Here is a 12,197-nt window from a genome sequence, read left to right on the forward strand (position 1 = left end):
AGCGTTCGGCCCGGTCGCAGGCATATGCTCAACACGCCTTCTCCATCAGGGCTTCACATGTGATGCTCCGAGGTTCCGGTACCACACAACGGACCACGCCGAGGGGGGGGAAGGCGACAGCCGCTCCATGGCGCATCCGGGTGGGGGTGGACCTCGCGTGGGACCGCGAGGTACGCACCGGGTCATGGAGCGGCTGTCGTGTGCTCCGGCACACGTACCGCGGGCAGTATGCGGAGCCGCAGCGCGACAGCAGCGCGACGGACGGGCCGCACCAAGAGCCGCGCGACGCGCCTTAATTGTTCGTGATTGTTCGGCCCCGCATTCTCAGTTCCCGCACATCGTTTGCCCAGTCCCCCACAAAGGTTCCTCCCTAGCTTGTGGCAGCGCCCACAGTGGGCGCCGTCCGCAGCTGGGCGCCCATGAACCTTTGAGGAACGGGATGTTTGGCATCTATCTCAAGCGTGAGCTGAGCCGGCGCAAGAAGGCGGCTCTGGTCATCGCCATGGGTCTGGCGCTCGGTATCGCGCTGGTCATCACCGTCAGCTCGGTGTCGGCCGGCATGCAGCAGGCACAGGAGAAGGTCCTGCAGTCGCTGTACGGCCTCGGCACCGACATGACCGTCACCAAGGCCAGATCCGCGCCCACCGGCAACCAGTCGGGCCGGCCGAGCTTCGACTTCGACGCCAGCGCGAACGACTCGACGGAGACGCAGAGCAGCGACCGCGTGACGACCCAGGGCGGCCAGACCCTGAAGTCGGCGCTGGTCACCGAGGTCGCCGCCCAGAAGGGCGTGGCCACGGCGGTGGGCGCCCTGAGCCTCAACGTCACCAAGGTCGACGGCTCCTTCACCCAGGGCAAGGCGAAGACCGACACCTCGTCGCCCTCGTCGTCCCCGTCCTCCGGCCAGGGCGGTCCCGGCGGCGGCCAGGGCGGCGACACCGGCAGCACCGCCCCGCCCGAGATCCAGGGTGGCGGCGCCTCGTTCGACGTCAACTCCTACTCCGTCACGGGCGTCGACGTGACGAACCAGGAGCTCGGCCCGCTCGCCACCACGACGATCACCAGCGGCAAGACGTTCACGACGGCGCAGACCGACGCGAAGGTCGCGGTGCTCAGCACGTCGTACGCCAAGGAGAACAAGTACACGGTCGGCGAGACCGTCACGATCTCCGGCACGAAGTACAAGGTCATCGGCATCGCGACGCCCGAGAGCAGCGAGGCCACGACCGACGTCTACCTGCCGCTCAAGCAGGCGCAGACGCTCGGCGACTCCGCGAACCTGGTCTCCACGATCTACGTCCAGGCGACCGACTCGAAGCAGATCGACACCGTCAAGTCGACGATCCAGAAGAACATCCCGGGTACGACCGTCACGACCTCCGCCGACCTCGCGGAGACCGTCTCCGGTTCCCTCTCCACTGCCTCGAACCTCGCGACCAGCGTCGGCAAGTGGCTGTCCATCGCGGTGCTCGCGGCGGCGTTCCTGGTGGCCGCGCTGCTCACCTCCTCGGCCGTGTCCCGCCGGGTGCGGGAGTTCGGCACCCTGAAGGCGCTGGGCTGGCCCTCGCGCAGGGTGACCCGGCAGGTCGTCGGCGAGTCCGTCGTGAACGGTCTGCTCGGCGGCGCGCTCGGCATCGGCCTCGGCCTGGTGGCGGCGTACGCGGTGACCACGTACAGCCCCAAGCTGACCGCGCAGCTCGGCAACACCGGTGGCGGTGGCAGCGGCATGGGTGGCGGCCCCGGCGGTGGCGGCGGCCCGGGTCAGCAGTCGGCGGCCAACACGATGGAGATCGCGCTGTCGGCGCCCGTCTCCCTCACCACCATCGCGCTCGCGGCGGGCCTCGCCATCACCGGCGGTCTGATCGCCGGGGCGATGGGCGGCTGGCGGGCCTCCCGGATGCGGCCCGCGGACGCGCTGCGGAGCGTGTCGTAGCCCCTGCCTGGTTCCCCCACCTGCCCCCTGCCCCAATTCCCGTACGTCACGGAGTCGTTCATGTACAAGCTCACCGGTGTCAGCAAGCGATACACGCGGGGCAAGGAGACGGTGGAGGCGCTGCGCGGCATCGACCTCGTCATCGAGGACGGCGACCAGCTCGTCATCCAGGGTCCCACCGGCGGCGGCAAGTCCACCCTCCTGCAGATGATCGGCGGCCTGGACCGGCCGACCGAGGGCAGTGTCCAGCTGGACGGTGTCGATCTCGCCTCCATCAGCGAGGCCAGGCTGACCCGGCTGCGCGCCGAGAAGATCGGCATCATCTTCCAGGCGTTCAACCTCATCCCGACGCTGACCGCGCAGGAGAACGTCGAGACAGCCCTCGTACCGCTCGGGGTGAAGCCCGCCGAGCGGCGCGAGCGGGCAGCCGAGGCGCTGCGCTCGGTGGGCCTCGGCGAGCGGCTGTCGCACGTCCCGACCGAGCTGTCCGGCGGTCAGCAGCAGCGGGTGGCCATCGCCCGCGCCCTGGTGAAGAAGCCGAGGGTGCTGCTCGCGGACGAGCCCACCGGCAACCTCGACGAGGGCACGCGGGACGACATCATGGCGCTGCTCGAAGGGCTGTGGCGCGAGCACGGGCTGACCTTCGTCCTGGTCACGCACGACTCGTCGATCGCCCGGCGCGCACCCCGCGTGGCGACCATCAAGGCGGGTCAACTGACGGTCACGGACCAGGACCAGTACGTCAGTTGATCGCCTGGCACCTGGCACCCTGCACCTGATTCACGTCGGCCCGGGGGCCGCTCACCGCCCGGGCAGTTGGTCGATCTCGGCCAACTGCTCTGCGGTGAGCGGCCCTTTCGCGATCGCGCCGGCGTTCTCCTCGGCCTGCGCGACGGACCGGAAGCCGGGGATGGGGGCGGTACGGAGGCTGCGCGCCCACAGCCGGCCGAGGGTGCCCTGGGCGAGCGTAGGGCCGTCGCTGGTGACTGCCTGCCCGGCGGCCCCGACTCCTCGCAGAGGGCGAGCGTTTCGGGTGCGTCCTGGACGACGTCGAGGCAGTGCTGTACGGCCGCGCGGTGCGGCCCCTGGGCCAACCAGGGCGGCGCGGGCCGGGTCGTCGGTGCTCCAGGCGTAGGCGCGGATGAGCCCTCGGCGACCAACTCCTCGCAGATGTCCCGGTGCCGTACACGTCGGCCGCGTCGGCCGCGTCGAAGAAGGTGACGCCCAGGTCGAGGGCGCGCCGGACCGCCCGTACGGGCTCGACGTCGTCGACCCTGCCCGGCCGAGGGGCTGTCCGTCCGGGGCGCCCCACTCTCCGCCGATGGCCCCGCGGCCGAAGCCGAGGGGGCTTACCTCGATGCCGCTGCGGCCCAGGGGCCGGTTCACGCAGGCACGGGTGATGCCTGTGCTGTCCGTGGTCTCCATGGGTCAGGACAGCAGGAGTTGGAGCCCACGTCAGCGCAAGGGGACGTACCGGCGACCCCCGCGACTCCCGCGACGGTCAGGCCTGGCCCGTCTCGAAGCGCAGGATGCGGCCGTCGTCGACGGTGAAACTCCACTTGGTGCGCATCTCGCCCCAGGTGTCGTTGCTGTAGTTGGCGACGAGGACATGGCCTCCCCGCGACTCGTTGTCGACCTCCATGTGCCCGTGGGAGGTGAAGATCTCGCGCTCGGTCCAGTCGGCGAGGTCACGGTCGGAGCCGTCGTCGGACATGGTCGCGCCGGGTGCCAGAACGGCCTGGAAGGCCTCGCGGTCGTGCGCGTTCACGGCGTTGACGAAGGCCCGGACGGCCGGGTCGCTGAGCTTGGCGGTCTGAATCGTCATGCCGGTCACACTGGCACCGCCCCCGGGCACCCGCCACCCGAACGGCAGGCATGAACGGCCCTCGCGGGTGCGGTGGACGTGATCGGTGCGACGGTGGAGACATGACCTGTGACGACCGATACGACCGGCGTGATCTGGGACTGCTGCTGCTTCGTCTGGGGACGGGCGGGGTCCTGGCGGCGCACGGCGCGCAGAAGCTGTTCGGGTGGTTCGGCGGGCACGGCCTCGAAGGCACCGGCGCCTTCATGGAGTCCGTCGGCTTCACGCCCGGGAAGGCCAGCGCCACGGCGTCGGGCCTCGCGGAGACAGGCGGCGGTGCGCTGCTCGCACTGGGCCTGGCGACTCCGGCGGCCGGCGCGGCGGCGGCGGGCGCGATGGCGGGCGCCAGCGCCGTGCACGCGCCCAACGGGTTCTTCAACACGGGCGGCGGCTACGAGTACGCGGCGACCCTGGGCCTCGCCGCGGCGGGTCTCGCGGTGACAGGCCCGGGCCGGCTCTCCCTGGACCACGCGCTGGGCCACGTACTCGACCGGGGCTGGATGGTCCCGGCGGCCCTCGCCGGCACGGCAGCGGTCACGGCGGTGGTCGTGGGGGCACGGAACCGGCGGGTGCGGGAGCGCCAACAGGGCACGCAGGAACCGCTGTTCGAGGAGTAGAGAAATGCAGATGTAGGGAAATAGAGACAGAGAGATGGGGAAAAGTCATCACGTGGGAGGCTTCCCCCATGGCCGATGACAACGTCTGGGCAGCGATCGACGACCTCTGGACCTGGCTCGAGGCCAACCAGGCGCACCCGGGCCGCGAGGGCCTCCTCCTGCGCATGCTCAAGCTGACCGAGGAGGTCGGCGAGGTCGCGCAGGCGGTGATCGGCGCGACCGGCCAGAACCCGCGCAAGGGGACCACCCACACGTGGGACGACGTCCAGTCGGAGCTGTGCGACGTCGCCCTGACGGCGCTGGTGGCCCTGCGCACCCTGACCCCGGACGCCCGGGAGGTCTTCACGACCCACCTGGAACGGGTCAGGGAACGCTCGCTGGGCCCCCGGATCACATAAGTCCCGGGCCGCGCGCCCGCACAGGCACGCAAGGGCCGCTTGACGGGCACGAGTTGGTGCCCGCGCGCCGTGTTCGATTACCCGTTCGGTCAGATGTAGCCTTCGCGCAGGGCATAGGCCACGGCATGCGCCCGGTTGCGCAGATGCAGCCGGGTGGTGAGCCCATGCATCACGTTCTTGACCGTGCGCTCGGAGTAGGACAGCTTGCCCGCGATCTCCCCCGTGTCGAGCCCCTCGGCGACGAGGCGCAGGACATCGACCTCGCGCGGCGCGAGGCCCGAGGTGGGGGCACCGGGCTGGCCGGCCGCCGTGCGGTGCAGTGTGCCCACCTGGCTGATGAGCCTGCCGAGCAGGTCGGAGGGCAGGTCGCCGTCGCCCCGGGCGGCGGCCAGCACGGCCTGCGCCAGCCGGTGCCCGGTGGCCTCGTGGCGCCAGACGATGGCTCCGACGCCGCACTCGATGACGTCCAGGAGTTCGTTCTCCCGCAGTACGCCCACCACGAGCACGGCCTTGGCGCCCTCGCTGCGGACGAGCCGGCGCAGCCGGGACAGCGTCGCCTCGTCGAGGATCTCGCTGACCAGCAGGGCGACGACGCCGGGCCCGCTGTCGGATTCCTCCCTGAGTTCGACCACCGGGTGCTGCCGCAACTGGCTGACCGCGCCGGCGCGGGAGATCGGGTCGGCCGCGTGCACGGCCACGGGTACGCGGCGCCCGGCTTCGGACGGCCCGTTACTGGCTCTCGTGCCGGCCGCGACCCCCCTGCCGGGACCTGTGGTGCGAGGTGTGGTGCGCAAGAACTGCCCCCAGGGTCAGGTGCCGCCACCTTCGAGGGGTCGGTGGCAGACGTGCACAGTCCACACTTCTGTGACACCTGGGGCACGCACAATCGTGGACCACCACGAGACACACCACGAGATCGGCCACCAGTTCGACCACGAGACCGGCCGGCACCTACCCGAGACAGGAGGCAGGCATGCCACCCTCATCCCCCACGTCATCCCCATCGTCATCGTCAGGGCCATCTGCGTCCTCATCGCTGTATGAGCGCCGGGAGGCCCTGGCACTGGTGGCCGACGAGGCAGCCCGCGCCCGCGAGGGTACGGGCCGTCTGGTCCTGCTGCGCGGCGCCACCGGCACCGGCCGCACCGCACTCCTGGAGGCCGCCACCGAGCACGCGGAGGCGCACGGCATGCGCGTCCTGCGCGTCCGCTGCTCCACCCGGGGCGGCGCGAACGACGTCCCCCTGGCCGCCGTAGAGCAACTGCTGTCTCCTCTCCAGGAGTTGACCGCCTCGACCCCGCCCGGCTCCGCTGCCGAAGCCACCGGCACTGCGGACGGGTCGCTGACGCCCGCCGCACTGCTCTGGCGGTCGCTGCGCGCGTACGCGGCCGAGGGGCCGGTCCTGGTCGCCGTGGACGACGTACACCTCGCGGACGAGGACTCGCGCTGCTGGCTCATCGAGGCGGCGCGCAGGGTGGACCGATTACCGGTACTGCTGCTGGTGACGGAGCGCAGCCAGTACGACGTGGACCCGCCGTCCACCGGCCTGGTCCACACCCTCTCCCCCGCCCTCGTACGCACCCACACCCTCGCCCCGCTGAGCCATGACGCGGCGGCGGATCTGGTGCGTTCGGCCGTCGGCGACGTACCGGAGAAGTGGGTGACGGACTACGTGCGGGCGGGCGCGGGCAACCCGCTGCTCCTGCGCGCGCTGCTGGAGGACCTGAACGCCACCACCGCGGCGCCGGCCGCGCTGCCGGAGACGTGCGCGGCGCTGTATCCGGGGGCGTATCCGGCGGCGGTCTCGTGGTGGCTGGAGTGTGCCGGGGCGGCGACGTCCGAGGCGGCGCGTGTGCTCGCCGCGCTGGACGAGCTGCCGGAGGGCGCCGACGTCGGCCTGTTCACCGAGACCGTGGACACCCTCGGTGCCGACCCGGCCCGGGTACGGGGCTGGCTCACCGCCATGCCCCGGCTCGGCATGCTGCGCTTCGGCGACGACGGGCGGCCCCGCTATGCCCACCCGCTGCTGCGGGACGCGGTACTCACCGGCTGGTGCGCCGCCGACCGGCAGGCGGTGCACGGGGCGGCGGCCGAGGCGATGCTGCGGCGCGGCGTCCCGACGGCGACGGTGGCCGAACTGCTGCTGCGCTCGGGCACGATGGGCGAGGTGTGGGCCACGGAGGTCCTGCTGGACGCGGCGGGCGGCGCCGTCCGCGACGACCGTACCGACGACGCGGTGGTCCTGCTGCGCCGGGCGCTGGACGAGCCGATGCCGGACGGCCGCCGGGCCGAGGTGCTGACCGAACTGGGCTCGCTGGAGTTCGCGGCCGTACGTTCCTCGGCGGCCATCCCCCGTCTGACCGAGGCGATGCGGCTGCCGGGCCTGCCGCAGTACCGCGTACAGGCGGCGGTGGCCCTGGGCACGGCACTGGCCAGACGCGGTGAGGCCCGCGCGGCGGTGACTCTGCTCCACGCTCTGGACGGCCAGTTGACGGACCACCCGGACCTGCTCCGTACGGTCCAGACGGCCTCGGCGCTCCTCTCCGACCACGACCAGACGATCCGCGAGGAGATGTACCGCCGACTGCACGAGACCGCCGAACACTCCCCGCAGGCACTCGGCCCCGCCGGCCGCGCCCTCCTCGTGCGGTACGAGGCGACAGCGGGCCTGATCTCGGCGGACGCCGCCATGAAGCGCGTAAGGGCCCTGCTGGCGGAGCCGGCCGGCCCCCTGGCGGAACCCTTCCTCCTGGGTACGGCGGCGGCGGTGGCCCAGTGGGCCGACGAACTCGACGAGGCCGAACGCCTGACGGACCGAGGCCTGACCGGCCAACGCCCGACGCTGCTCCACCCGATGCACGAGGCACTGCTGAACGTACGCGCCGACATAGCCGCCGCCCGCGGTGACTACGAGCAGTTGCTGAGCGAGCCGGAGTCGTGGCGGAGGGACGGGACGGGGTCCGGCGAGAGGCCCGGTGAACGGCCAGGACCGGGCTTCAGGTTCGGGTGGGAGTGGGCGACCGAGGCCGGTGAGACCCCGTGGAGCGAGGCAGGCAGTGCGAACAGGGCTGTGGCCGACCTCGGAACCGGCGGCGGAACGGGGGGCGGAACCGGTAGCGGAACGGGGGGCGGGAGCGGGCCGACGAACCTGGAGGCGCACGTACTGCTCGCGCTCGTCGAGACCGGCCGCGTCGAGGAGGCGTGGCAGCTCGCCGACGCCTTCGACCTGCGGGAGGCGCACGACTCCTGGGAGTTGAACCGTTTCCTGTACGCCCGCGGTGCGGTGCGCGGCGCCTCCGGCGATCCGGCCGGCGCCCTCGGGGACTTCCTGGAGTGCGGACGCCGCCAGTCCGCCCGCGACGTACTGAGCCCGGTCGTCACCCCCTGGCGGGCCGCCGCCGCACAGTGCCAACTGGCGCTCGGCCACCCCCGGGAGGCGCTCGCACTGGCCGAGGAGGAACTACGGCTGGCCCGGGTGTGGAACACCCCACGCCTGGTGGGCCGTTCACTGCGCATACTCGGCACGGCGACGGGGGGCCGCCACGGCCTCGACCTGTCCGACGAGGCGGTACGCATCCTGCGCGAAGCCTCCGTCGAAACGGAACTGATCCCGGCCCTGATCGCCCGGGGCCGCCAGCTGACCGCCGCCGGCGAACGCGCCCGAGCCCGCAAGTCGCTGCGCGAGGCGGCCGAACGCGCCGAACACCTGGGCGCCGTACGCCTACGAGCCGCCGCCGACGAGGTCCTCCGCGAGGGCGGCGCCCGCCGCACGGCGACGACAACACTGACGGCGAGCGAGCGCCGGATAGCGGAACTCGCGGCGGAGGGCCGCACGAACACCGAGATCGCGGAACTCCTGCACGTGGCCCGCCGCACGGTGGAGACCCATCTGACCAGCGCCTACCGGAAGTTGGGTATCCGGCGACGGGGCGAGCTGACGGCGGCGCTGGGCCGTGCCTCGTAATCGGCGAGGACGAATACCGCTACCGCGCGCGGACGTCAGCGGCGACTGTCGGAAGTCGTCGTCGCGAGAAGCCCGTTGATCACCAGCGTCGCCAACGTCTCTGCGGTGGCGACGAGTTGTTCCGGCGTGGCGGGGTGGGCCCTGCCCAGACGCCGGGCCAATGGAACGTCGATCATCCCGGAGATGGGCGGGATCATCGCGAAGAACAGGACGTCCTTCGGGATGGGTGCCATGCGCCCGGCGGCCACCAGCCGGTCGATGCTGGGCAACAGGGTCTCCAGGGTGGGCCCGATGTAGTGCTCGTAGAGGTAGTCGAGACGCTCGGTGTCCCGGGAGAGCTCGTCGACGAAGAGCCGACTGAGCTGCGGGGTGTCGACGGAGGTCAGATAGAGGGCGGTGACGATCCGACGCAGCCGTTCGGCGTCGTCGGTCACGGGCTCCTCCAACGGCAGCTGGGCCAACTGAGCCCCCAGCGCGAAGTCGACCACCGCGCGCCAGAACGCGGCCTTGGACCCGTACCGGTCGTTGATGAAGTTATGACTGACGCCCAGCCGCCGGGCCAGCTCACGGGCGGAGGCCCGGTCGTACCCCAACTCGGCGAAGGCCTCAAGCCCACGCTTCAGGACGTTCTCCTCGTCGGGCACGGCCCGGGTGTCGGCACCGGGCCGCCCCGGCCGCCGAGCGGATTCGGCTGTAGCTCCCACGTCATTGCCTCCCTTGCTTCCTGACTGCGTCTGGCTGCGCTGACTGCCTGAGTGATCGAACCCAAGAACACCATACTTGACGACTGTCAGATTAAAGGTAATCTGACAGTTGTCAGACGGGCTTGCCCGCTACAGCCGGCCGCCTTCCGCAGCGGCACAGCTGCCCTCCTTCGTTGTCGCCTCCCTTGGAGTTGCCATGTCGAAAACTTCCGCGGTTTCCGCCGCAGACAAGCCCGACGGGGCCACCGCACCGACTGTCCAACCACCGGCGGAGGCACCTCCCCGCCATCGCTGGTGGATTCTGGCCGTCATCGGTGTGGCCCAGCTCATGGTGGTCCTGGACGCGACCATCGTGAACATCGCGCTGCCGTCCGCCCAGCAGGACCTGGGCTTCTCGGACGGCGACCGGCAGTGGATAGTCACCGCCTACGCTTTGGCCTTCGGCAGCCTGCTCCTCCTCGGCGGCCGAATAGCCGACCTGTGCGGCCGCAAGGTGACCTTCCTGGTCGGCCTGGTCGGCTTCGCCGCCGCTTCCGCCGTCGGCGGGGCGGCAGGCAGCTTCGAGATGCTCGTCGGCGCCCGCGCGGTACAGGGCCTGTTCGGCGCGCTACTGGCCCCCGCGGCCCTCTCCCTCCTCACCACCACGTTCACCGATGCCAAGGAGCGCGCCAGGGCCTTCGGCGTGTACGGCGCGATCGCCGGCGCGGGCGGCGCCTTCGGCCTGCTCCTGGGCGGCGTCCTGACCGAGCACCTGGACTGGCGCTGGACCCTGTACGTCAACATCGTCTTCGCCGCGGTCGCCTTCATCGGCGGCGCGATCCTGCTGAAGCGCGCCACGCGAGACAAGACGGCGCGGATCGACATCCCCGGCGCGGTCCTGGTCTCGTCCGGTCTGTTCGGCCTGGTCTACGGCTTCTCCAACGCCGAAAGCCACGACTGGAGTTCGCCACAGACCTGGGGCTGGCTGGCCGCCGGCGCCGCTCTGCTGGCCGCGTTCACCTGGTGGCAGACCCGCGCCAAGTACCCCCTGCTCCCCCTGCGCGTCCTGCTCGACCGCAACCGCGGCGCGTCGTTCATCTCGGTCCTGCTGCTGGGCGCGGGAATGTTCGGCGTCTTCCTCTTCCTGACGTACTACCTCCAGCAGTCCCTGGCCTACACGCCCATCGAAACGGGCCTGGCCTTCCTCCCGATGATCGCCGGCCTCATGATCACCTCGACGCTGGCCACCACGGTGCTCGTCCCCCGGTTCGGCCCGAAGCCGATCGTCCCGCTGGGCATGGGCATCTCCGCCGCCGGGATGGCCTGGCTGACGGGCCTGGGCCTGAACAGCGGCTACGCCGGCGACATCATGCCGCCGTTGGTTGTGGCGGGGCTGGGCCTCGGGCTGGTCATGGCCCCGGCGATGGCTCTGGCCACGGAGGGGGTGCGCGCGGAGGACGCGGGGGTGGCCTCGGCGGCCGTGAACACGATGCAGCAGATCGGTGGGTCACTGGGCACGGCACTGCTGAACACCCTCTCCACCAGCGCGGTGACGAACTACATCGACGGCCGGAATCCCAAGGACCCGGCGGTGCTTGCCCAGGCGGGCCTGGAGGGGTACTCCACGGCTTACTGGTGGTCGGCGGCGTTCTTCGCGGTGGGGCTGGTGGTCAGCGCTGTGCTTTATCGGCGGGGGGTGCCGGTGACGGATCCGAATGTGGCACCGGTAGTGCACATGTGAGACGTGGGAGGCCTGAACGGGGTCGGGTTGTCCGGCATTTCACGAATGCCGGACAACCCGATGCCGTTAGTCAGGTCTGCGACTCGTTGTTCACGTCATCAGGGGTGACCGTGATGCCGCGACCGCCGGCGGATGCGGCTGTGGCGCGTAGGCGTACACGATGGTCAGGCCCGTCACGTCCTCGCGCGGTTCGAGCCGGGTCCGATAGACGGCCGTGTTGCCGTTACCGCGCACCGAACCGCGCCGAATTCCGAGTTTGGGATTGTCCTCCAGCTCCCGTCGTAGTTCTTCGACAGCCTGCTGGGCGACCGGTCCGAGCGTCTGGAGGCGTTTCGCCGCCGCGGACGTGATCACGGCGATGGCTCGACTCACTCCTGCTTGCCTTTCTTGACCTCCGCGATGAGGTCGAGCCCCTCCTGAAGCGCATCGTCGAACTCGGGGTCGCTGAAGGCACGGATACTCCCGGCATACGTCTTGATGACGTCGGCAACCCGGTGGAGGTCGGTAGCCGTGGCGGTGTCCAGGGCGCGAGCAAGACCGGCCTCGAAACTCTCGGCGTCCCCCGGGAACCCCCGCCCGTCCCGCAGGGCGGCACGGATGTCGGCCACGGTCCTGAGCTGAGACGGTGATGTGTGCGTGGTATCGGCGTGCGGCACACTCATGGATCCTCCTCGAGCCTGGCATGCGCTTACGACCAAAGTCGCGCTCACAGGCCGATCACGAGCCGGACGACCCCACTCACGCGTCCCCTCGCTGCCGCACGACCAGCGGCTCGACCGCCTGGACACGCAACGCCGGGCCCTCGTCCAGTTCCAGCACCACGGCGGAGTCGCCGTCGCCCAGCCACTCACTCCGTACGCCGGCGGCCACACGCCACTCACCCCACACCCTCACCCGCTGCCCACACCGCACCAGAACCGCCGCGACCCCCCTCTCCACGGGCTCGGCCACGAGAGCGGGCGCCTTCAGCTCGGCCCACACCGTCTTCCCGATCCCG

Annotated in this window: 13 protein-coding genes and 1 pseudogene; 7 read left to right on the top strand and 7 right to left on the bottom strand. The window is 71.1% G+C overall.

Annotation, left to right across the window (positions count from 1 at the left end; genetic code table 11):
• Positions 1 to 439 precede the first annotated feature (439 nt).
• Both IEY89_RS08130 and IEY89_RS08135 read left to right on the top strand, forming a co-directional pair.
• Positions 440 to 1,933, top strand: coding sequence for an ABC transporter permease (locus tag IEY89_RS08130; protein ID WP_189146615.1), 1,494 nt, complete (start codon positions 440 to 442; stop codon positions 1,931 to 1,933).
• Positions 1,934 to 1,993: 60 nt separating this feature from the next.
• Positions 1,994 to 2,683, top strand: coding sequence for an ABC transporter ATP-binding protein (locus tag IEY89_RS08135; protein ID WP_189146616.1), 690 nt, complete (start codon positions 1,994 to 1,996; stop codon positions 2,681 to 2,683).
• A 51-nt stretch (positions 2,684 to 2,734) separates the two neighbouring features.
• On the opposite strand, the pseudogene IEY89_RS08140 reads toward IEY89_RS08135, so the two are convergent.
• Positions 2,735 to 3,358 (bottom strand): annotated as a pseudogene (locus tag IEY89_RS08140) (aldo/keto reductase).
• Positions 3,359 to 3,434: 76 nt separating this feature from the next.
• Positions 3,435 to 3,758, bottom strand: coding sequence for a nuclear transport factor 2 family protein (locus IEY89_RS08145; protein ID WP_189146617.1), 324 nt, complete (start codon positions 3,756 to 3,758; stop codon positions 3,435 to 3,437).
• Between the two features lie 101 nt (positions 3,759 to 3,859).
• On the opposite strand from IEY89_RS08145, the gene IEY89_RS08150 reads away from it, so the two are divergent.
• The gene (locus IEY89_RS08150) at positions 3,860 to 4,414 is read left to right on the top strand and encodes a DoxX family membrane protein (protein ID WP_189146618.1); all 555 of its coding nucleotides are present in this window, start codon (positions 3,860 to 3,862) and stop codon (positions 4,412 to 4,414) included.
• Between the two features lie 68 nt (positions 4,415 to 4,482).
• Positions 4,483 to 4,812: a MazG-like family protein gene (locus tag IEY89_RS08155; protein ID WP_189146619.1), complete on the top strand. Its 330-nt coding sequence runs from the start codon at positions 4,483 to 4,485 to the stop codon at positions 4,810 to 4,812.
• An 89-nt stretch (positions 4,813 to 4,901) separates the two neighbouring features.
• Here the strand turns inward: IEY89_RS08155 and IEY89_RS08160 are convergent, their stop codons facing one another.
• Positions 4,902 to 5,606, bottom strand: a complete 705-nt coding sequence (locus tag IEY89_RS08160) for a helix-turn-helix transcriptional regulator (protein ID WP_189146620.1) — start codon at positions 5,604 to 5,606, stop codon at positions 4,902 to 4,904.
• Between the two features lie 94 nt (positions 5,607 to 5,700).
• Here IEY89_RS08160 and IEY89_RS08165 point away from each other — a divergent pair, with 94 nt between their 5' ends.
• Together IEY89_RS08165 and IEY89_RS08170 are read left to right on the top strand one after the other, a co-directional pair.
• Complete coding sequence (locus tag IEY89_RS08165; protein ID WP_189146950.1) at positions 5,701 to 5,856, top strand: hypothetical protein; 156 nt, start codon at positions 5,701 to 5,703, stop codon at positions 5,854 to 5,856.
• On the top strand, positions 5,786 to 8,776 hold the full coding sequence (locus tag IEY89_RS08170; RefSeq protein ID WP_189146621.1) for a helix-turn-helix transcriptional regulator: 2,991 nt from the start codon (positions 5,786 to 5,788) through the stop codon (positions 8,774 to 8,776). Before IEY89_RS08165 ends, IEY89_RS08170 begins: the two co-directional genes overlap by 71 nt.
• A 35-nt stretch (positions 8,777 to 8,811) precedes the next feature.
• Here the strand turns inward: IEY89_RS08170 and IEY89_RS08175 are convergent, their stop codons facing one another.
• Positions 8,812 to 9,480 (bottom strand): TetR/AcrR family transcriptional regulator, encoded by a 669-nt coding sequence (locus IEY89_RS08175; RefSeq protein ID WP_308437422.1) that lies wholly within the window; start codon positions 9,478 to 9,480, stop codon positions 8,812 to 8,814.
• 196 nt (positions 9,481 to 9,676) lie between these two features.
• Here IEY89_RS08175 and IEY89_RS08180 point away from each other — a divergent pair, with 196 nt between their 5' ends.
• Positions 9,677 to 11,200 carry an MFS transporter gene (locus IEY89_RS08180; protein ID WP_189146622.1) on the top strand — a complete coding sequence of 508 codons (1,524 nt, stop codon included), beginning with the start codon at positions 9,677 to 9,679 and terminating at the stop codon, positions 11,198 to 11,200.
• 90 nt (positions 11,201 to 11,290) lie between these two features.
• Here the strand turns inward: IEY89_RS08180 and IEY89_RS08185 are convergent, their stop codons facing one another.
• From IEY89_RS08185 to IEY89_RS08195, 3 genes are all read right to left on the bottom strand, one after another.
• Positions 11,291 to 11,572 (bottom strand): hypothetical protein, encoded by a 282-nt coding sequence (locus IEY89_RS08185; protein WP_189146623.1) that lies wholly within the window; start codon positions 11,570 to 11,572, stop codon positions 11,291 to 11,293.
• On the bottom strand, positions 11,569 to 11,808 hold the full coding sequence (locus IEY89_RS08190) for a hypothetical protein (RefSeq protein WP_229695095.1): 240 nt from the start codon (positions 11,806 to 11,808) through the stop codon (positions 11,569 to 11,571). The genes IEY89_RS08185 and IEY89_RS08190 overlap by 4 nt, the downstream gene beginning before the upstream one ends.
• Before the next feature lie 130 nt (positions 11,809 to 11,938).
• Complete coding sequence (locus tag IEY89_RS08195) at positions 11,939 to 12,181, bottom strand: hypothetical protein (RefSeq protein ID WP_189146625.1); 243 nt, start codon at positions 12,179 to 12,181, stop codon at positions 11,939 to 11,941.
• Positions 12,182 to 12,197: the final 16 nt, after the last annotated feature.

Source organism: Streptomyces lacrimifluminis (assembly GCF_014646095.1).
In the GTDB taxonomy this organism is placed as follows: Bacteria; Actinomycetota; Actinomycetes; order Streptomycetales; family Streptomycetaceae; genus Streptomyces; species Streptomyces lacrimifluminis.